The 21,066-nt window shown below is 63.8% G+C and carries 17 protein-coding genes and 1 pseudogene; 11 read left to right on the top strand and 7 right to left on the bottom strand.

All coding sequences use genetic code 11. The features are described from left to right. Both E4P29_RS12380 and E4P29_RS12385 read left to right on the top strand, forming a co-directional pair. Positions 1 to 516 carry a DinB family protein gene (locus E4P29_RS12380; protein ID WP_135045034.1) on the top strand — a complete coding sequence of 172 codons (516 nt, stop codon included), beginning with the start codon at positions 1 to 3 and terminating at the stop codon, positions 514 to 516. 22 nt (positions 517 to 538) lie between these two features. Continuing rightward, positions 539 to 1,210 carry an SDR family oxidoreductase gene (locus tag E4P29_RS12385; RefSeq protein WP_135045036.1) on the top strand — a complete coding sequence of 224 codons (672 nt, stop codon included), beginning with the start codon at positions 539 to 541 and terminating at the stop codon, positions 1,208 to 1,210. 207 nt (positions 1,211 to 1,417) lie between these two features. Here the strand turns inward: E4P29_RS12385 and E4P29_RS26315 are convergent. Next, positions 1,418 to 1,639: pseudogene (locus E4P29_RS26315) on the bottom strand (LuxR C-terminal-related transcriptional regulator); the annotation flags it as partial. Positions 1,640 to 1,992: 353 nt separating this feature from the next. On the opposite strand from E4P29_RS26315, the gene E4P29_RS12395 reads away from it, so the two are divergent. The 3 genes from E4P29_RS12395 to E4P29_RS12405 all read left to right on the top strand — a co-directional run bounded on the left by E4P29_RS12395 (position 1,993) and on the right by E4P29_RS12405 (position 8,683). Beyond that, positions 1,993 to 3,231 carry a TetR/AcrR family transcriptional regulator gene (locus E4P29_RS12395; RefSeq protein WP_135045040.1) on the top strand — a complete coding sequence of 413 codons (1,239 nt, stop codon included), beginning with the start codon at positions 1,993 to 1,995 and terminating at the stop codon, positions 3,229 to 3,231. Between the two features lie 40 nt (positions 3,232 to 3,271). Further along, positions 3,272 to 7,105, top strand: a complete 3,834-nt coding sequence (locus E4P29_RS12400) for a hypothetical protein (RefSeq protein WP_135045042.1) — start codon at positions 3,272 to 3,274, stop codon at positions 7,103 to 7,105. 153 nt (positions 7,106 to 7,258) lie between these two features. Continuing rightward, complete coding sequence (locus E4P29_RS12405; RefSeq protein ID WP_135045044.1) at positions 7,259 to 8,683, top strand: hypothetical protein; 1,425 nt, start codon at positions 7,259 to 7,261, stop codon at positions 8,681 to 8,683. Positions 8,684 to 8,701: 18 nt separating this feature from the next. On the opposite strand, the gene E4P29_RS12410 is transcribed toward E4P29_RS12405, so the two are convergent. After that, entirely contained in the window at positions 8,702 to 9,292 is a 591-nt protein-coding gene (locus E4P29_RS12410) for a cytochrome b/b6 domain-containing protein (protein WP_135045046.1), read from the bottom strand. Then, positions 9,276 to 10,001 carry a molybdopterin-dependent oxidoreductase gene (locus E4P29_RS12415; protein ID WP_135045048.1) on the bottom strand — a complete coding sequence of 242 codons (726 nt, stop codon included), beginning with the start codon at positions 9,999 to 10,001 and terminating at the stop codon, positions 9,276 to 9,278. Before E4P29_RS12415 ends, E4P29_RS12410 begins: the two co-directional genes overlap by 17 nt. A 91-nt stretch (positions 10,002 to 10,092) precedes the next feature. On the opposite strand from E4P29_RS12415, the gene E4P29_RS12420 reads away from it, so the two are divergent. Beyond that, positions 10,093 to 10,518 (top strand): pyridoxamine 5'-phosphate oxidase family protein, encoded by a 426-nt coding sequence (locus tag E4P29_RS12420; protein ID WP_032367642.1) that lies wholly within the window; start codon positions 10,093 to 10,095, stop codon positions 10,516 to 10,518. 5 nt (positions 10,519 to 10,523) lie between these two features. On the opposite strand, the gene E4P29_RS12425 is transcribed toward E4P29_RS12420, so the two are convergent. Both E4P29_RS12425 and leuS read right to left on the bottom strand, forming a co-directional pair. After that, positions 10,524 to 11,762, bottom strand: a complete 1,239-nt coding sequence (locus E4P29_RS12425; RefSeq protein WP_209205394.1) for a lipase family protein — start codon at positions 11,760 to 11,762, stop codon at positions 10,524 to 10,526. 124 nt (positions 11,763 to 11,886) lie between these two features. After that, positions 11,887 to 14,709, bottom strand: a complete 2,823-nt coding sequence (gene leuS, locus E4P29_RS12430; RefSeq protein WP_135045053.1) for a leucine--tRNA ligase — start codon at positions 14,707 to 14,709, stop codon at positions 11,887 to 11,889. 68 nt (positions 14,710 to 14,777) lie between these two features. Here leuS and E4P29_RS12435 point away from each other — a divergent pair, with 68 nt between their 5' ends. From E4P29_RS12435 to E4P29_RS12450, 4 genes are read left to right on the top strand one after another with little or no spacing between them, the layout of a single operon-like run. Then, positions 14,778 to 15,182: an SdpI family protein gene (locus E4P29_RS12435; protein WP_135045445.1), complete on the top strand. Its 405-nt coding sequence runs from the start codon at positions 14,778 to 14,780 to the stop codon at positions 15,180 to 15,182. 4 nt (positions 15,183 to 15,186) lie between these two features. Continuing rightward, positions 15,187 to 16,167, top strand: a complete 981-nt coding sequence (locus E4P29_RS12440; RefSeq protein ID WP_135045055.1) for a DUF1648 domain-containing protein — start codon at positions 15,187 to 15,189, stop codon at positions 16,165 to 16,167. Positions 16,168 to 16,185: 18 nt separating this feature from the next. Continuing rightward, on the top strand, positions 16,186 to 17,172 hold the full coding sequence (locus tag E4P29_RS12445; protein WP_205912897.1) for a bile acid:sodium symporter family protein: 987 nt from the start codon (positions 16,186 to 16,188) through the stop codon (positions 17,170 to 17,172). Positions 17,173 to 17,204: 32 nt separating this feature from the next. Then, a complete protein-coding gene (locus E4P29_RS12450) occupies positions 17,205 to 18,566 on the top strand; it encodes a glutamate decarboxylase (protein WP_135045057.1) in 1,362 nt (453 codons plus the stop codon). 72 nt (positions 18,567 to 18,638) lie between these two features. Here E4P29_RS12450 and E4P29_RS12455 read toward each other — a convergent pair whose 3' ends face one another. Together E4P29_RS12455 and E4P29_RS12460 are read right to left on the bottom strand one after the other, a co-directional pair. Then, positions 18,639 to 19,256, bottom strand: a complete 618-nt coding sequence (locus E4P29_RS12455) for a YqgE/AlgH family protein (protein WP_135045059.1) — start codon at positions 19,254 to 19,256, stop codon at positions 18,639 to 18,641. Between the two features lie 54 nt (positions 19,257 to 19,310). Further along, complete coding sequence (locus E4P29_RS12460; RefSeq protein WP_135045061.1) at positions 19,311 to 20,000, bottom strand: TetR/AcrR family transcriptional regulator; 690 nt, start codon at positions 19,998 to 20,000, stop codon at positions 19,311 to 19,313. Positions 20,001 to 20,117: 117 nt separating this feature from the next. Between E4P29_RS12460 and E4P29_RS12465 the strand changes: the two genes are divergently transcribed. Further along, entirely contained in the window at positions 20,118 to 21,050 is a 933-nt protein-coding gene (locus tag E4P29_RS12465; RefSeq protein WP_135045063.1) for an NAD-dependent epimerase/dehydratase family protein, read from the top strand. Positions 21,051 to 21,066 lie beyond the last annotated feature (16 nt).

A 21,066-nucleotide genomic window follows, 5' to 3' on the forward strand; every position in this document is an offset into this window, starting at 1 on the left:
ATGGCCACCGAGAACACCGACATTCAGAAAATGCTCGCCGAACAGCGCGCGAACTTCCTCATCACCGTCCGCGGCATCAGCGAGGAACAGGCGCGTACCCGCACCACCGCGAGCGAGCTGACCCTCGGCGGACTGCTGCACCACGTGATCAGCAACGAGCGGCACTGGATGACAGTGATTGCAGAGCTGGACGAGACGGCCGAATTCGACATGGCCGCCGCCGGCAGTGAGTACGTGATGGCCGAGAACGAGACCGTCGCCGGACTCGTCGCCGAATGGGAAGAGGTGGCAGGTGCCACTTCGGCAGCGCTGGAGACGTTGGACCTCGACCTGTCGGTACCCGTTCCGACGGCACCGTGGGCACCCGAAAGAATCTGGCAAAGTGCACGATTCACGGTTCTGCACATTCTTCGCGAAATCTCCCAGCACGCCGGCCACGCAGACATCATTCGTGAGGAACTCGACGGCGCGAACACCACTCAGGCGTGGGCAGCCGAGGCGGGGATGAGCTTCTAGCCGCTCTGGTTACTGTGGCTGTATGACTCGTACTGCGTTGGTGACCGGAGCAAGCCGGGGTCTCGGGGCCCATATCGCTCGATTGCTCGCTCCCGATCATCACGTGTTGCTGGGTGGTCGGTCCACCGAGTCCCTCGCGCCGATTACGTCGGAACTGTCCGGGTCCACCCCATGGCCGGTGGAACTGACCGATCCGGACGCGGTGGCCGCCGCCGCGTCGAACATCGATTCTCTCGACGTTCTGGTGCACAACGCCGGGGTGGCGGCGCTCGGGACGGTCGAAGAGTCGACGGCGGACGATTGGCGTCGCCAGTACGAGGTGAACGTCATCGCCGTCGTCGAGCTGACCCGACTGCTACTGCCTGCCCTGCGCTCCGCCAAAGGTCATGTAGTGCTGATCAATTCGGGTGCCGGCATCCGCGCCAACCCGGGTTGGGGTGCCTACGCGGCGAGCAAGTTCGCGCTCCGCGCCTTCGCTGATGCGTTGCGCCTCGAGGAGCCGTCGTTGCGCGTCACCTCGGTGCACCCAGGGCGCATCGACACCGAGATGCAGCAGGAGATCGTTGCGCACGAGGGCGGGGAGTACGACGGCTCGAAGTTCTTGCAGCCCAGCACCGTTGCCCGTGCAGTGCGCAACGCAATCGATACTCCCGCCGATGCTCACCCCACGGAATTGGTGCTACGCACCAGGTGAGCGAAACTTCGTAGCAGGGGTCGAGTTTCCACTCCCAACGTGAGCTTCGACCCCGCGTTGCTTACGGACTGACTGCGACCCTCTACGTATTGCAGGCGATACCGTGGTGGTAGCGGTCGCCGAGGGGCTCGAGGACGTCGTCGTGGGGACGGTGGCCGAATTGTCAGGAACGCATCCACAGGTTTCAGCAACGCGGACAATCCAACTTCAGAGCTCGTCCAGTTTCACGATGCCGTCTTGCAGGGCGCGCGCGACGAGTGCAGCTTTCGTGGGAGCGGCGCGGCCGACGCGGGAGTACTTGTCGCGGATTCTCGTCAGGTGCGTGTTGACGGTGCCCAACGCGATGTGGAGGCGTGCGCCCACGTCGACCTTGGAGTCGCAGTCCAGCCACGCCTTGAGCACGGTGATCTCACGGGCGGTCAGTCCCGGTGGGGTGTACACAGGCGCAGCCCGCGTGGGCGCGGGTGTAGGCCGTGCTCCGCCGGGCCTGGTGCCGAGTGGAGAGCGGACGCTGCTCGACACCGAGACTCGCGAATAAAGTTGGGGTCGATGACTCGTCGCTACCATCTTGGCCTCCTCATACAATCGGCCTACAGGCCTACCTGAATCTGACCACGGTTGCCGAACTCCATGCAACACAAGCGTATTCGAGCCTCCACTCCATAAAGCATGTCCGCCTACACCGGCCTGTAGTTGAAACTAAACTGCCGGATCCGAACGGTCCGATTGCTATAGTTCAAGATCCAAACCAATGCGGTCCAGGTGGACGAAGGCGGTTGTCGGTGAACCAGAAGTCACTCCCACGGGAGCAGTTCCTCCAGGCCGGGTATCGCCTGCTCAGTGACATGGACACGACGGACCTTGCGCGTTCGCTCTCGATCTCGGCCGTCGTCGAACGCGCGGGCCTGTCCCACCAGACTTTCCACAACACGTACCCCGGTAACTCTCGTGGCGGCGGGTCCGGCGGCAAAGAGGCATTCGTCGAAGACCTCCTCGACCACCTCACACTGGATTACACCGGTATAGCGGCTTCAGGCGGTGCACAGGACGCGAAAGCTCCGGTGTCGGCGCTGTTCGACGACCTCAGGGCCGGTCTCATGCGGCGTCGCCTCATCGCAGTATTGCTGGCTGCCGATCACAACGGTGCCCGGAAAGCCGTCGTCCCCGAGTTCGAGCGCTTCGATACCGACCTGCGATCCATTATCGGCCACGCAGTGCAGGCTCACGGCGGATCATTGCGCCAACCACTGTCGCTGACGAACCTCTCGACGGTTCTCGGGGCTCTACTCGACGGGCTTGCGCTCCGGGAGGTACTGACGCCGGGCTCTGTGTCCTCCGACGACGTTGCATCGGCCACCGACTCGATTCTCCAGTGGGCCATCGACCCCCTTCATTCCGACCGCACCGGTGCCCAACCCGATCCGGGCGATATCTCGGATACTCTGCGCCCCGACCTCGAGGCCGACGTGATCGCGGCGACCGAGACTCTATTCGTCGACAATGGCTACTTCCTGGTCACCCTGGCCGACATCGCGGCGGCAGCGAAGATCCGCGTGGAAGACCTTCGACGCCTGTTTCCGAGCAAGGTCGACATCATCGTTGCGGCCCTGAAACCTCAATTCGACCGTGTGCTTCGGCTCCGTCGCGCCGACGAACGTCTGGGAGTCGACCCCGCCACTGCCCTGCAACGCACGTTGGTGTCGTTGGGCGAGTTCGTCATCGACAATCGCGCCATGAGCTCGGGCATGCTGCTCGCATTGAGCTTCGAGCAGTTTCAACAACCGAGCACTGTCACAACGGTCATCGAAAACCTCTATCTCCCGTCCGCTGTGGTCCCCATCCTCGAACGCGGACGTGAAAGCGGTGTGTTCAGCGATGACGCTACGGCACTCGAAGCTGCAATCATGTTGACCAACAACGTTCTCTTCCGCTGCCTGACGCGTCCCGCGGAGTCCGCAACCGAAGTGGCGCAGGGTGTCCTGCGAATATTGATGCCCGGTGTTGCGATACGGCCGCGGTGACGACGCTGGACAAGCGTGGCCACGCGGGTGGCGTCGACAGGTGACCGTCACCGAATCGGTTTCGACACTGTGGGATCGATTGACCCGTCTGTCGGAGCATCTGCTCGACGACATAGGGAGTCGGCCTCACCACGATGACGACGGTTGGTATGTAGAGCGAGATATCGAAGTTGCCCTGGTTCAGCAGCTGTTGTCCCCGGGGATCGAACCACGCATCATCGTCGGAGAAGCGGGACACGGGAAGTCCACCCTGCTGTGGTCGTTACACCGCACCCTGACAACACTGGGACGGAATCCGTTGCTGCTGTCGGCAACGTGGCTACAGTCCGGTACCGATGGAATCCGGAATGCGTCGCTCGACGACGTTGTTTCGGCTGTGGTCTCCCAACCGGACTCGATTCTGCTGCTCGACACCACTGACCTCATGCTGCACAGTCCCGCTGCTCGCCACCACGTCATCGATCTGGTCGAGACACTGTCACGAGCACACGTTCCGGTGGTGATGACGACCAGACCGCTGGAAGGCCAGAGCCTTCCGACAAATCTCGGCCACAAGATCTCCCTCGGACCGTACTCCTCCAAATCCGAGCTTCCGATCGCGATCACAGCGTTGACCGACGAGTTCGTCGACCTCGACTCCGTCCGGCCGGCCCACCCCGTCGCGGCGATCCAATCAGCACGCGCGCGTGGGGCTCTCGTCGAGGACGTCTGTACCAGCCCTCTCTTGCTGAGGCTACTGTTCTCCCTGTCTGCTCCCTATTTCCCACATTTGGAATTGGACGTCACCGGCCTCTACAACTTGTTCTGGTGCCGCCGTATCGTCAGCGATCACCGAGCTGGAGCCGACCTCCCTCCGGACGACGCCGATGACCTCTCCGCCACTACGGGCTTCCTCGCAATAGCCCTGTTGGCGTTGGGAACTCTCGAACCACCTGTCGACGTCCTGATTCGGTGGACTACTCAGGTTGCGGCTTCTGCCGATCGAACGTACGACGCCGCTGTTCTGCGTAGACATGTTCGGACGTTGACGCGGCGAGGAGTCCTGGTCACGACCCACAATCGCGTCCGATTTCTCCATCGGACGTTCTTCGAGTTCGCCGCCGCCCAGGGTCTCGCTGCGCGAGGTGCCGACGGTGAACTTCCGAGATTGGTCGAACGGGCGGGGCGGGTACCCGACGATCTGCTCGTCGGGGCCGTTGTGGAACAGACCTTGATCGTTCTCGGGGCGGACGTGATGGCGCGGACGATTGTGCGCGCGAGCTGCCGCAGTCTCATCGGAACCGAACACCCACAACACATTTCGTCTGTCATGACGGTCTGGGCGCATCACCCGGATCTGCTCGAACTCACCGACGACATGGTCGCTGTCCTGACCGACGAACAACTACGACGCTTCTTGCGGACCCTCCCGCGAGTACATGGGCACTCGACGTCGGTGGCAGAGCACCTCTATCGTCTATGGGTTCGACGTCCCGAACTCCGTCCAGAGATAACAACCACTGCGGCGTATCTCGCCGGGCGCGATCCACACACCATTGCGAACCTCGTGAGCCGGACCGCGATGTACGCGGATCTGGCAGCTGCCCGAACTCACTACCTACGATCGAGCAGTGAGCCCCTCACTCTTCTGCGTTACCTGACCCCGGCTGCTCCGAATGTGGTTCGCGACGCGATCCTTTCGGTGATCGAGGGGCTCAGCGAACGCTCGACGGAGGCGGACAAAGATTCGGTCCGCAAGAGCGCGCACACCGTTGCTCGGTACGTGCAGATGGTGGCAGAATTTTGGGATGCGTTGGTCGACAACCTTTTTCTCGTCCGTCTCGAGGACAGTGCCATTGAAATGCAGGCACACTCGAACCCTCGTGACGTCGAGATCATCCGACGGGCCATGGGCGCTGTGGTGGCCGCAGACATTCTTCGCGGTCGCCTGGAAAACGATTGGACGGGCCGGTGGTTCCATTGGGTCGGCGAAGTCTGCGCCGACCTCGAGCGTCGAGGTAGTGAGCGAGATCCGACCGCAGACGCCCACCTGACGGCAGTCGGCATGGCACTGCGGCACATCGACGAACCACACCACGTCGGCCTCGTAGAAGCCACGCTCGCCACATTGTTCTCGCTGTCCGGGCCCACGGCACCGCATCGACTCGCCGACGTGTTCTCACGCGAGGTTCTCGCAACACCATCGTTCGCGAGGACGTCGCTGACCGCCACGCTGTCCGTACTGCTGCACGACCACCTGCCTGTCGACGATCGAAATCCAGGCCCCGGCCCGGCGATTTGGGCGGCGGTCACTCGACAGATGTTGTCCGACCCCTCCGTCCCCGCAGAGGTGATTCGCGACATCGTGTCCATGACGATCCACAGGTACGCGAGTGACCGTCGACTGTTCACTTCCGGCGACTACCTGGTTGCGCTGGCCCCGGTAGCGATCGTGTGGGGTGAACCCACCGCAATTACCGCTGCGGATCACCTGTCGCGTGTCGACGCAGTGGCCGGCCCCGGCCCTCGGGCGGCCGAGGTCTTCCTCGATCACTCGCTACTTCGGGCACATCAAAGACCGGAGCTACTCGTTCGTGCAGCGCTGGCGATTGCTCACCGGCTCGGTCGACCCCAGGCCGTCGCGGACTTGCTTCGTCACCAGAACAATCACACTGCGCTACGTGCACATGCGCCATTCCTGCAGCGCTGGACGGAACAACTGATCACCGGCACCCACGACAGCCAGGCGGCAGGTGCCGGCATGCTCCGTATCCTGCTGCGCCACGACATGATCCGGCCATCGGTGGACCTACTGGCCGCCTGGCTCGAACAGGCAACGAGCGTGGAGGGTACAGCGCTGCTACTACGGACGATCGGAACCTGCTCTCGCCGCGCGGACTCGTCAACGGTAGCTGCAGACCTGCTGTCGAAGTTCATCACGACGAGCATCACCCCGAAACCTACCGTTTCGCCTCGAACACAACAGGTTTCGCCACCGATGGTCGTCGACGCCGCTCGAGACGCGTTGTTGCAGACCATAGCGCGCAGTCCCACATCGTTTGCCGACCAATGGCCCACTGTCTATACCCTCACTTTCGCACCGCGCTCGTCGGGCAAAACCGATGCAGAAGGTGTTCGACTTCTCGCACGGTTCCTGCGTACAGAGGCCGAGACCGGAACCCTGGACGACGCGCTAGCGCACCTCGCAATGACGTGGTCCGCGCTGTCACAGCTGAACAAGAAGGCGCGTGCCAAGGCGTCCCACAAGTTGACGGGCACTGTCACAGCAATTCTGCGCCGAGCACACGATCGGCACTACGACCGACTGGCCAACATGATCCGTACGACGCCGATAGAACTGACCGCTCAGCTGATACAGGGACTGCTCGAGTCAGCGTTGTTCGCAGAACGCGCACAGGAATTCGGCGACCGACTGAGCCTCGCACCGAAACTGATCGCAAGCGGCACTTTCAAAGAGGTTCTCGTTCGACACGATAGCTCAGCCCAGGGTGTGCCGTGCTCGTCGATTTTCGACGAGTCATCGAACTCGGCCGGATACGACCAGCGGCTCATCAATGCCCTTCGTGGACTCGAGCAACGACGAAACGAGTTCGAGCAGGCGACCGACAGGGCTTACCGGACCATCCGTCGGATCGAGGACAGCAGGGACGACGCCCATCTCGGGCAAACTTTGTTCTCGATTTCCAGATCGGCCTTCTACAGGCTGAAGGCCGGCACGAACTGGTCAGCACCCGGACCGGCACTGTGTGCTGCCGTCGATGCGCATGGTGCGGCAGTCGGCCAGCACTTCGGACTCGCAGCCGCGCAGAGGGCATACGCCGCTGCGGTGCAGGAAGCGGACGACGCGAGGCACTCCCGGGACAGGCACAGGTAGACCGGCACCGAATAGTTCGCGTCGATGTTCATCGACATCTCTCGATTTCTCGAACATCGGAGCAAGACCGATCCGCGATCGAATCAAACTGTTCCTCACAGCGATTCCCGTCTGCCCTCCAACGGAGACGGGCACGATCGAAAGGTCATGCCAATGAAACCGGCAGAGCTCCACGACCCCGCGCACACGGCGCTTCAACTCGTCCAGTCCATTGCCCAGTCGGTACCGGCATATCGCCGCCTGCTGCACGAGCACGGGATCGCAGTGGACTCGATCGTTACGGCAGAAGACCTCTCCCGTTTGCCGACGACGTCGAAAGACACCTATCGGCTACGCAGCATCCTCACCGACTTGCAGGCCGGCCGCCCAGAAGACGTCGAGACCATTGCGAGCAGCGCCGGATCATCCGGAAAACCGACGTTCTGGTCGCGCGGCCAACGCACCGCCGACCACGGCGCAGCGATGTTCGGTCGTGTTCTGCGGGAGAGTGCCGATACCGAACGCCGCGCAACTCTCGCACTCGTCACCTTCCCGCTCGGTCCCTATATCGGTGGTGCCTTCATGTACTCGATGCTGCTCGATCTCCGCAGGCGTGGGCACCGGCTGTCCATCGCGACCCCCGGCATGGACCCCGACGCCATCGCCGACGTGGTCAACGAAGCCGCCGACGGGTACGAGCAGATCGTGATCTTTGCGTACCCTCCGATCGTCCGCGACCTCCTCGACACTCACGGTGATCTGTTACGCCGGCACCGAGTGGTCGTCATCGTGGGTGGTGAGCCCGTGAGCGAAGCGTGGCGCGCTCTGATTCACTCCATGCTCGGCGATGCACACGGCGATCGAGTACGCGTCGTCTACGGGGCGACCGATGTCGGCTTCGTGGGTTACGAGACGGCCTCCACGATTGCCATCCGCTCGGCTGCCGCACATGATTCGACTCTGAACCGCCTGATGTTCGGCACGGACGACACAGCCGAAAACGTCGTGCAGCAACCTGCCTTCGTTCAGTACCAACCGGAATTCACCTACATCGAAGTCGACACGGACGGGTACCTCCTGTTCACTGTCGGTGGAGTGCTTCCGCTCGTCCGCTATCGCGTGAACGACAGGGGAGACATCCTCAGGGGCAGCGAGATTCGAACTCGGTTGGCCGAGGCCGGCTACGCCTCGCTCGCCGAAGGCATCGACACGGACGCCTACTACCTACTCGTTTTCGGACGGACCGACGTCGCCGCGATCTACAGTGCCGTCAACATCTACCCCGACTACATCCGACCCGCCGTCGAGCACATCTCCCTGGCAACACGGCTGACCGGTCGGTTCATCGCCCGCTGTGAGACCGACAGCGAACAACGGCAAACTCTCACCCTCGATGTGGAACTGCGGCCCGAACAACTGCCGGATACCGAGACGGCCGAACAGGTTCGCCAATTGTCCATTGCAAGCCTGCGCCAACTGAGTGCCGAGTACCGAGTGGTGCACGACCAGAAGGGTCGAGAAGCAGAGCCCCACGTGCGGCTGAGACCGTTCCGCTCGGAGGGCTTCGTCACCGGTGGCAAACAGAAGTCCATCCAATAGCCGTGTCGCAGAGCACGATCACCACTCCGGATGCTCGTGCTCTGCCCACTCCCTGGTCACGGCACCCTGTGTCATCCCGCGCATTGCCTCCGGGTCGCGCCACGCGTACGTGATGTGTCCGACGACGAGTAGCCCGAATCCCAGGGCGAACCAGTCGTGTACGAATGTTGCACCGATACGCCAGTCCAACGGACTCCAGTTCTGGAAGTACATCACTGCACCGGTGAGCAGCAGCACCAGAATCGACCCGCCGCTGAGCGCGCCGTTGAGTTTCTGACCCGCATTGAACTTGCCGACGCCGATCGCTCCGATGCGTCGAGCCTTGGAGCGCAACCACTTCCAGTCGTCGGCGACGAATCTGTTGAGGCGCGTCATGTCCCGTCGATATCCCCTGGAAATCACACCGGCGATCAACGGAACCGGCAGTAGGAAGCCGGACCACACGTGAACGAACTCCACGATCGGTCGATGGCCGACGAGAACCGCGAGCGACCCTACATAGAGAATTGCCGCAGTCACGATGCAGACGACGACCAATACTCCCACCGCCCAGTGCACGTACCGCTCGACTCGGTCGAACCGTGCGCGGTCGTCAACTCGTCGGTTCATCGCGACGTCCGTTCGATTCGCCGACGAAGCCATCGATGTCGTACCCGCGTTTCTCCCAGTATCCGGGAACCACGTTGTCGGTCAACTCGATTCCGGAAAGCCACTTGAGGCTCTTGTAGCCGTACATCGAAGCGACGAACAACCGCACCGGCCCCCCGTGATCGTGGGTCACCGGACCGTCGAGCATGGTCAACGCAACCAGGACGTCGTCCGAACGTGCCTGCTCGAGAGTCAGACTCTCCGTGTAGGTTCCGTCGAACGAGGTGAAGCGAACCGAGTCGGCCGACGCGGTTGGTCCGACGGCGTCGAGGATGTCCGCCAATCGCACTCCGCTCCAGGCAACTTCGGGTACCCGCCATCCCGTCACGCACTGGAAGTCACGTACCAACGACGTCTGCGGCATCGCGCGGAGGTCCTGCAGCGTGAACGTGCGCGGTGTGTCGACGGAACCGCCCACCGTCAGGGCATAGGAGTTCTCGTCCTTGCGCGGCGCGCCCTGCGTCACCGAATAGAACCGAAAATTGTCGCCGACGGGAATCAGTCCGATCAGTCCCGTCGGATCGTGGTTACCGATCGGCCCGAGTACCGACGCGAGACCCTTCTGCACCGCGCCCCCACCGACGATGCCCGCGACCCCGGCCGCCACCAGGCCGAGCACGACTCGGCGACCCACGGGGCTACCCGCAATCTTCGGCTCGTCGATCGGCATCCCTCCACTGTCCACGGCGGACCAGGATCAGGCCACATTGGGCGTCGAATCAGGTCTGGAACTTCGCCCGGGGAAGTCTTACGGTTGGTTCATGGCACTGTCGAAGACAGAACGCGAAGAGTATCTGGCCGAATCGCATATCGCCGCCCTCTCGGTAGCGGCCGGGGCGGACCGTGGCCCGCTGACGGTACCGATCTGGTACGACTACACCCCCGGCGGTGAAGCCTGGGTGTTGACCGGTGCCACGTCCAAGAAGGCCCAATTGATCAGGACTGCAGGGCGATTCACCCTGATGATCGAGCAGTCCGATCCGACGATCCGCTACGTCAGCGTCGAGGGTCCGGTGGCGCGAGAGGAACCGAGCACCCCGGAATTGCTGCGCGCCATGGCGGCCCGCTACCTGCCCCCGGAGAAGGTCGACGGATACCTCGAGATGGCCAACCGTGAGCACGAGGAGAACGTTGTGTTCTACCTGCGCCCCGAACACTGGCTGTCTGCCGATCTCGGGGCCATCTGAGAGAACTACGAAGTCGGGGTCAAGGCATTACCGGGCGGGATGGTCCCGCAGTTGCTGCGCGTCGGCCCACCGCCGAACCGTTCGGTCAGGAACTGCAGACTCTGCGCCTCGAAGGCCGGGAAGGCGTCGCTGTGCGTCAGGCCGTCGTACTGCGCGTACTGCACATCGACGCCCCTGGAGCAATAATCGTGAGCCAGTCCCTGCACGTCGCCGGTGATCATGACGGAATCGCCGATCGGATCGGCGTGGCCGACCGCCAGAAACACCGGAGTCCGCGGAGTGCCCTGGCTACCCATGATGTTGTCGTCGATCGCCGCCGCCACCTCGGGTACATCCAACAGGGAGGTGTACGGGGCCTTGACCATCGAGGCGTCGGTGAGTGTCGGGTAGTCGTCGGCGAACTGGGCAATGCACTCCTGATCGACCTGATCGATAACCTCGAAGCCGTAGTCGGAGATGAAACTGTTCAGGTCGAGGCCGTACGCACGTTCGTAGGCGACGATCAGTGCCGGAATGACACCCGCCCACTGCTTGTTGCCGCTGACGTACGGAAGGTTGTGAGCCAGGTCGACCGGTAGCCCGCCGGCCGCCGCACCGACCAGATTCAGCTCGGGCGCGTACTCGGGGGCAACTTCGGCACCCCACTGCGTCGGGACGGATCCACCGGAGTAACCGATCATCCCGACGGGGGTGCTCGACGGAACCTGCAGGAGGGACTGCGCCGCACGAATGCCGTCCAGAGCGGCGTAGCCCGACTGCCGCCCGATCGTCCACTCGAGCTCTTCGCCCTCGTAATCCGGCACGACGACGGTGTAGCCGGCTGCAAGGTAACCGGCAATGACCGCCTGTTCCGCACCGGCAATGGGACTCGTGGACCCGCCGCTGAGGGTGTACGAGGGATTGCATTGCGAGCCCAGGGCGTCGTAGGCCATGTGGTACGAGACGATCCGCGTCGGCCCGGGGACCAACGGCCGCAGCACCGTGGCGACCGTGACGACGCCGTCGCCCTGCTGGTCGGTAGTTCGGTACAGAACCTGGCTACCTGTGATCGGCGTCGGCTGGGTGGGGGTACGGAACGTCATCGGCCTCGACCGCAGCACCGTTCCCGGAGAGACGTCCAGGCCGCCGTCCCAATCGTAGAACGGATCGTCGGCGGGAATCGGTGAGCCGGGCCCCGGATCTGCTTGTGCAACAGGCACACTCACGAGCGTCGCGGACCCAAGAAGTAGCACGACGGAGGCCATCAGCCTCAACGCAAACCCTCTACCAGCCAGTGACATGCAACAAATTAAACCCCCGCGAGCTCGCAGTTATGGACGGAAATCGCAAGATTTTCATCCATAACTTCGAGTTCGGCGGAGGCGAGAGCTACTTCAGGACGACGTTCACCATCTTTCCCGGGATCACGATGATCTTTGTCGGGGCCTTGCCGTCGAGCAGGGCCGCGATTTTCTCGTCCGCCAGGGCCGTCTTCTCGACGTCGTCCTTGGTTGCATCTGCCGGCACGGTGATGCGGCTACGAACTTTGCCGTTGACCTGGATGGGGTAGTCGACGGTATCGGCGACGAGCCACTTCTTCTCCACGCGCGGGAATGGCCCGTGCGCCAACGACTTCTCGTGTCCGAGCCTGCCCCACAGGTCCTCGGCGAGGTGCGGTGCCAGAGGAGCGAGCATCAGGATCAAGGGCTCCACCACCCCGCGCGGAGCACCGTCGGGGTACGCCTTGGTGATGTGGTTGGTCAGCTCGATCAGCTTGGCACCGGCCGTATTGTCGCGCAGCGCAGCGTAATCCGCGTGCACACCGTCGATCACCCGGTTGAGCACTCGCAGCGTGTCCTCGGTGGGCTTGGCATCGGTGACGCGAACCTCGCCGGTCACCTCGTCGAGCACCAGACGCCACACGCGTTGCAAGAACCGCTGCGCGCCGACGACGTCCTTCGTCGCCCACGGGCGCGAGGTGTCCAGCGGACCCATCGACATCTCGTAGACACGCAGGGTGTCGGCACCGTACTCGGCAAAGATCTCGTCGGGGGAGACCGAGTTCTTCAGCGACTTACCCATTTTCCCGTACTCGCGGTTGACGGGCTGGTCCTGGTAGAAGTAGCCGCCGTCGCGTTCGACGACCTCGGCTGCAGGAACGTAGACCCCGCGGGAATCGGTGTACGCGTAGGCCTGGATGTAGCCCTGGTTGTACAGGCGACGGTACGGCTCGCTGGAGCTGACGTGACCCAGATCGAACAGTACCTTGTGCCAGAAGCGCGAGTAGAGCAGGTGCAACACCGCATGCTCGACGCCACCGACGTAGAGATCCACTCCGCCCGGATCGTTGGGTCCGTGGATTTCGGGACGCGGCCCCACCCAGTACTTTTCGTTCTCCGGGTCTGCGAAGGCCTCGGAGTTGGTGGGGTCGACGTAGCGCAGCTGGTACCAAGAGCTACCGGCCCACTGCGGCATCACGTTGGTGTCGCGGGTGTAGGTCTGCAGTCCGTCGCCCAGATCGAGTTCGACATTGACCCACTCATCGGCCTTGGCCAGCGGTGGGGACGGCTCGGAGCTGGCGTCGTCAGGATCGAACGACACCGGGGCGTAGTTCTCGATCTCGGGAAGTTCTACCGGCAGAGCAGAATCGGGCAGTCCGTGCGGATTGCCTTCGGAATCCCAGACGATCGGGAACGGCTCGCCCCAGTAGCGCTGGCGCGCGAAGAGCCAGTCGCGCAGCTTGTACTGAATTGTGCCGCGGCCCTTGCCTTCCGACTCCAGTCGGGAAATGACAGCGGCTTTGGCCTCGTCGACCGGTAGGCCGTCGAGGAAACCGGAGTTCACGAGCTCGCCATCGCCGACGTAGGCGGCCTCGGTGACGTCGCCACCGGAGATAACTTCGCGCACAGGCAGATCGAATGCCGTCGCGAACTCCCAGTCACGTGCGTCGTGGCCCGGAACGGCCATGATGGCACCGGTGCCGTACCCGGTCAGCACGTAGTCGGCGATGAACACCGGCACCTGCTCGCCGTTGACCGGGTTCTCGGCGTACGCACCGATGAAGACGCCGGTCTTCTCCTTGTTCTCCTGCCGCTCGAGATCCGACTTCGCGGCGATCGACGCGCGGTATGCGGCAACGGCTTCGGCCGGTGTCGCGGCACCGCCGGTCCACTTGTCCGAAATTCCGGCCGGCCACTGCTCGGCCACCATGCCGTCGACCAGATCGTGCTCGGGCGCCAGCACCACGTAGGTCGCACCGAACAGCGTGTCCGGGCGAGTGGTGAACACCTCGATCCCGGAGAACGAGACCTGCGCACCGCGGGAGCGCCCGATCCAGTTGCGCTGCATGGTCTTGACCTTCTCGGGCCAATCCAGGTATTCGAGGTCGTCGACCAGCCGATCGGAGTACGCGGTGATGCGCATCATCCACTGGCGCAGGTTCTTTCGGAAGACCGGGAAGTTGCCGCGATCGCTACGTCCGTCGGCGGTGACCTCCTCGTTGGCCAGCACGGTACCCAGCCCGGGGCACCAGTTGACCATCGAGTTGGACTCGTACACCAAACGGAAGCCGTCGATCACCTCGCGGCGTTCACCGATGGTCAGCGACTCCCAGGAGCGGCCGTCGTCCAAGGTCCGCTCACCCGAGGCGAATTCCGCCTCCAGCTCCGAGATGGGGCGCGCCTTGCCGAGCTCGTCGTCGAACCAGGCATTGAAGATCTGCAGAAAGATCCACTGCGTCCAGTGGTAGAAGTCGACATCCGTCGTCGCCAGGGACCGTCGACGATCGTGCCCGAGACCCAGGCGACGCAACTGGCGTCGCATGTTGACGATGTTGTCTTCGGTGGTGCTGCGCGGGTGCGTACCCGTCTGCACGGCGTACTGCTCGGCGGGCAGTCCGAAGGCGTCGTAGCCCAGTGCGTGCAGCACGTTGCGTCCCTGCATGCGGTGGTACCGCGCGAAGACATCGGTGGCGATGTAGCCCAGTGGGTGCCCGACATGCAGGCCGCTGCCCGACGGGTACGGGAACATGTCCTGGACGAAGAGCTTGTCCTTCGGGACGTCTCCGGCGAGCGCTCCGACCGGGTTGGGCGCGTCGAAGGTGCCCTGCGATTCCCACAGGTCCTGCCACTGCTCCTCGATGCGCCCGGCGAGTTCGGCTGTGTAGCGGTACTCGGGAACGGACTCGGTGGATGCTTCAACGGAATCGGTCACACCTACCAGCCTAAAGTGTGACGCGGCCCGCCTGGTACCAGGACCTCGCTGCGCCGTATCCTGGCCAGGTGGTCATCGTCTCGGTTGTGTTGTTCGTGCTCGCCCTCGTCGTCGGGGCTGTTGCTGCCCTGTCGCTGCTCGGCCGACTCCCGCGCAATCGTTTCGCCGGTGTCCGCACCCCCGAGGCAATGCGCGACGACGAGACGTTCGTCCTCGCGAATCGTGTCGCCGGCCCGACCACAGCCGCATCTGCGCTGGTACTGGCCATCGGCGGCGTCGCCGCACTCGCACTGAACGGAATCGCAGCGGTCGTCGGAGTGGTCGTTGCCCTCGCTGCAGCGCTGTTCATCGCCGCAGCCGGCGGATCCATCGGTGCCCGCGCAGCCGCGGCAGCGCCGGCACCCGCCGAGGCCGACGGATGCGGACAATCGTGCATCTCGTGCAGCCTCAAGGACGCCTGCCAGCCGAGCTGAGCGCATGAAACAGAAGAGTCCGCGCACCTTCGATCCGGCCGGAGTCGTCTTCGGCGTCGTCCTCCCGCTCGCGGTTGCCGCTCTCTGCCTCGTCCTGGCCTACCTGTGGGAGGGTCGCCTGCCGGACCAGGTGGCGACTCACTTCAGCGGAACCGAACCGGACGACTTCTCCAATCCGCTCGCCAACGCCTGGACCGTCGCCATCGTCATCGTGTTGGTCGGCGGCGGTGTGAGCGCGGTGGCTGCCCTGGCCCGAGTGCTGCTGATCATGCGTCGGACGATGTTGATCATCGGGCTCACCGTCGTCGGGACGATCGGCGTGCTGGAGATCGCGACCCTCACACGCGAACTCGACCTACCCACCGAGCAGAGCGTCACCATTCCCGGCTGGGCCATCGCCGTCGGTACCGTTGCCGGGTTCGCCATCGGACTGTTCGGAGCGTCGCGCCTGCGGGATCATCGCGAACGCGTCGTCGCCACCGCACCCCTGCACACCGACCTTCCTCGGTGCGGCCTCGAACTGCCGCTGGTGGTTCCCGTCGGAGCGAGCCGCGTCGCCGCAGTCACGGTGATCGCACTGTCGGCAGCCGGAGCCGGCGTGACGTGCTATCTATCGAATTCGCCCTGGCCGATCTTTCTGTTCGTTCCGCTGACCATCCTGATCCTGTCCCTGCTGCGATTCACCGTGCACATCGACAGTGACGGTCTCTACGTCTCGAGCCTGGGAATGGCGGCATTCGATTACGACATCGGCGAGATCACCGGTGCCTCGGTGCGGACGGTGAACCCGGCCAAGGACTTCGGCGGGTGGGGTCTGCGAGCGAAGGGCCGCGGCAACTACGCCGTCGCCACCGAAGCCGGGCCGGCGGCATTCGTCACCTTCGCCAACGGTGATCGACTGACCATCGGAACCGCAGCCGCCGACACGATCGCGGGAATGCTCAACACCCTCACCGATCGCGCCCGCACCACCACTGCGGACTGAGCAGGCCGAGTGAAAGCGTTGCGGGACACCGTCCTGGACCCCTTCCTGCTGAGCATCTTCGCGGTAGCCGCGCTGGCGAGCATCTTCCCCGCGTCGGGAACCGCCGAGGACGTTCTCGGCTGGGTCACACGCGTCGCCATCGGGCTGTTGTTCCTCATCTACGGCGCGCGACTGTCCCCACGTGACGCCTGGGAAGGCGTCAAACACTGGCGCTTGCACTCGGTGATCCTGGCGTCGACGTACCTGCTGTTCCCCGCGCTCGGCCTGGCCCTGCGGGTCCTCGAACCGAGTCTGCTCAGCGAGGACCTCTACACCGGAGTGCTGTTCCTCTGCCTGGTGCCTTCGACCGTCCAATCCTCGATCGCGTTCACCTCCATCGCCCGAGGGAACGTGGCCGGTGCCGTGGTGAGCGCGTCGTTCTCCAACATTCTCGGCGTGTTCGTCACCCCACTGTTGGTGCTCGCGCTGATGACCACCACGGGTTCGGCGAGCATCGATCCGAGCTCGATCCTCGACATCGTTGCGCAGCTGCTACTCCCGTTTGCTGTCGGTCAGCTGCTCCGACCCTGGGTGACGGGCTGGCTGACCCGCCACAGCGCGTCGACGAAACTCGTCGACCGGGGATCGATTCTGCTGGTCGTCTTCTCCGCCTTCAGCGCGTCGATGAACCAACACGTGTGGTCTTCGGTCGCCCTGTGGCGCATCGGCATCGTCGTCGCCGTGTGCATCCTGCTGCTCGCCCTCGTTCTGACGATTACCTGGTACGCAGGCAAGTGGTTCGGTTTCTCGCTGGAGGATCGTCTGGTACTGCTGTTCTGCGGATCCAAGAAGAGCCTGGCGAGCGGGCTGCCGATGGCCGCCGTGCTCTTCGTCGGCCAGCCCATCGGGTTGATCGTCCTGCCGCTGTTGCTGTTCCACCAGATCCAGCTGATGGTGTGCACCGTCATCGCTCAGCATTTCGCGCGTCGACCGGAACCGAGCCCGGCGGCTGTCGTCGCGGACTAGGTTGGGTGTCAGTCGAGAAATCGGAGAAGACAATGCCCAGGAAACTGCACACGGATGGCGTCGTCTCTGCCGCCTACACCGGCCGCCTCGCCACCGATCCTGTACCCGCACTACGACTCCCCGAGAATCAACTCGACCCCGACGCCGCCTACCGCTACATCCACGACGAACTGATGCTCGACGGCAGCTCACGCCTCAATCTGGCGACGTTCGTCACCACATGGATGGATCCGCAGGCCGAGAAGCTGATGGCGGAGACGTTCGACAAGAACATGATCGACAAGGACGAGTACCCGTCGACCGCGGCCATCGAAGAACGGTGCGTCAACATCGTCGCCGACCTGTTCCACGCACCCGGCCTCGACCGCGAGGACCCGTCGTCGGCCACCGGCGTCTCGACCATCGGCTCCAGTGAGGCAGTCATGTTGGCGGGGTTGGCGCTCAAGTGGCGCTGGCGGGCGAAGGGGGCCGGGACAGGAACCCCGAACCTGGTGTTGGGCAGCAATGTCCAGGTGGTGTGGGAGAAGTTCTGTCGCTACTTCGACGTCGAACCCAAGTACCTGCCCGTCGAACGCGGGCGCTACGTCATCACCCCGGACCAGGTTCGGGACGCGGTGGACGAAAACACCATCGGCGTCGTCGCAATTCTCGGCACCACGTTCACCGGTGAACTCGAACCGGTACAGGAAATCTGCGCCGTCCTCGACGAGATCGCCGACGGCGGTGGACCCGACGTACCGGCTCACGTCGACGCGGCCAGCGGTGGTTTCGTCGTACCGTTTCTGTACCCGGAGCTCGAATGGGACTTTCGTCTGCCTCGGGTCAAGTCCATCAACGCCAGCGGACACAAGTACGGATTGACCTATCCGGGAATCGGATTCGCGGTCTGGCGGACCAAAGAAGACCTGCCCGAGGATCTCGTGTTCCGCGTGAACTACCTCGGCGGCGACATGCCCACCTTCACTCTGAACTTCTCGAGGCCGGGCAATCAGGTGATCGGCCAGTACTACAACTTTCTGCGCCTGGGCCGGTCCGGCTACACCGACATCATGAAAGCACTGCGCGACACCGCAGTTCGCGTCAGCAAACACCTCGAGAAGCACCCGGACATCGAGGTGATCACCAATGGATCGGCCATCCCGGTCCTGTCGTTCATGTTGAAAGAGCACTGCGAGTTCACCGTGTTCGACGTGTCCCACGAACTGCGAGCCCGCGGCTGGCAGGTGCCGGCGTACACGATGCCCGACAACGCCACCGACGTCGCCGTGCTCAGAATCGTCGTCAGAGAGGGCTTCAGCGCAGACCTCGGACGCATGCTCTGCATCGCCATCGACGAGGTGATCGACGGACTGACATCAGGTGGACACTCGACCGCGCGGGCTTTTTCGCACTAGGTTGCGTCCTGGGTCGTGAGTGGAAACTCGACCCCTGCTACGAAGTTCCGCGCACGTGCGGCGCAGCCGCTCTCAGTTCCGTTCGACGTCGATCGGGTGGGATGCCAACAGCGCCAACGGCATCGGCTGACGACGCAGAACCTGCGCCCACAGGTCGACTCGCGGCGGACCGATCACATCGGAAGCCAAGGCCGACAACACGATCCAGTCTTCTCGGTCCAGTTCACCTTCGAGCTGCCCGAACGTCCACCCCGAGTACCCGGCGAAGATGCGCACACCCTCCACGTACGGCGCGATGTCTGCGGGGTCCGAATCCAGATCGACCATCACCACCCGGCCGTCGACTCTGCGCAGACCGGCGACCCCGTCGATCGACGCACCGGTGCGCAGCGTGGCCAGACACAGTGCCGAATCACGCTTGACCGGACCACCGACGAACAGGGCCCGCGGCTTCGCAGCGAGCTCGGACCAATCGGGCAGCACGTTCTGCACCGCGGTCTCACTGGGACGGTTGATCACGACGCCGAGACTGCCCGCGTCGTTGTGTTCGATGATGTAGATGACGGTGCGCCGAAACGTGGGCTCCACGAGTTCGATGGACGACACCAGCAGACTGCCGGGGCGAACATCGTGCAGTGCCGACGCCGTCCGGTCCTCGGGTTCCTCCGCATGCGCTGCCACATCAGCCATTGTGGCACCGCACACCGCCGGATGTGGCACAAGCACGACGGCCAGTCCTCAGTCCTACTCGAGCCCGGCAATCTTCGTCAGAATTCCCAACTGGAACTCGAACAACGCGTCCCGGTCGGCGAACGTCGTCGCGCCGTACTGGTCGAACACGTCGAAGTTGATCGCACCGAACAGTGACGCCCACACCATCACGCCCAGGGCGATGAGCTCGTCGGGCAGGTCCATCTCCATCTGGGCGCGGATGTCCTCGAAACTACCGTGCAGCGACGCCAACTCGGTACGTGCCGGTTCGATGTCCGGGCGACGGACGCTCCAGGCCGAGTTCAGGACTGCGACCAATGTAGTGATCACCCGGGTACCCGGGCCGGTGGTCTGTTCGGCGGGCGCGTGGTAACCGGGTACAGGGCTGCCGAAGAGCAGCGCGTACCGGGCCGGCTCTCGCAGTCCCCATCGACGCACCGCCCGGCTCAACGCCCGGAATTTGTCGGCAGGGCCGTCCGCGGCGTCGACGGCCGCGTCGACCTCGTCGCCCAACTCGGAATACGCATCGACGACGAGCAACGTCAGTAGTTCGTCCCGGCTCGAGACGTAGCGATAGACCGCTGAGGAGACGACGCCCAGATCTCGGGCGACCGCGCGTAGCGACAGGGCCGCAGCACCGTCTGCGGCCAGGTGCTCGCGTCCGATGCGGGTGATGTCGCTCAAAGTCTGGGCGCGGGCTCGGGTACGCGGAGTGCTCGACATGCTCGCTACTGTAACTGCCGCTCTTTTGAGAGAGCACTGCTCTTGCTTTTCTGCAAGCAGAGGTGCACACTCGATACATCAGAGAGCACCGCTCTCGTTTACTGAAACGGAGTAGCCATGTCAGAACTTCACGTCGTCACCGGTGCCGGACCCGTCGGCTGGACGATCGCCGAACAGCTTGCCGCGCAGGGACATACGGTGCGTATCCTCACTCGATCCGGCAGCGGACCACAGCATCCGAACATCGAACGGCGATCGGTCGACATCGAGTCCGACGACCTCCGAGCGCACGTCGACGGAGCCACCGCCATCTATCACTGCACCCATGCCGCCTACGAGGACAAGGTGTGGCGCGACAAGCTCGAGGCGATGGAACGGCGCGTGCTCGACGCGGCGGCGGGCACGGTCGTCGTGTTCCCCGAAAGTCTCTACGCCTACGGCCGGATCGACGGGCCCATTCGCGAGGACTCGCCCAGAAACGCCACGTTCCGCAAGCTGGGTGTGCGCACCGAACTCCTGGCCGCACGCGACGCGCACTCGACCCCCACCGTCAGCGTCGCCGCCTCGGACTTCTACGGCCCACGGGTGCTGACCTCTCACATGGGAGAACGAGTGGTCGCCAATGTGCTCGCCGGTAAGACCATTCGGGTGATCGGGGCCGCGAACCTGCCCCATTCCTTCACGTACGTGCCGGATTTCGCAGCCGCGATGATCGTCGCGGCCGCACGACCGTCCACGTGGAACACCGTCCTGCATGCACCCACCGCTCCTGCGGTGACGCAACGAGAGATGATCGAGATGTACTCTGCTGCAGCGCACTTGCCGACCCCGAAGATCGGCGTCATACCGGCCTGGGTCATGCGAGCACTGGGGCTCGTTTCCGGTCCGATGAACGAGCTGGGGGACACCCTGTACCAGTTCCGCTACCCCTACATCCTCGACTCGAGCCACAGCGAGCGCGTTCTCGGCCTCGAGCCCACCCCTCTCGCCGACGGCACGGCCGCCACGATCGCATGGTGGAAGGCAGACAAGCCCGCCGTATCGGTGTGATCGACGCGGGATAGAG

It is taken from the genome of Rhodococcus sp. 1R11, from assembly GCF_004563845.1.
In the GTDB taxonomy this organism is placed as follows: domain Bacteria; phylum Actinomycetota; class Actinomycetes; order Mycobacteriales; family Mycobacteriaceae; genus Rhodococcoides.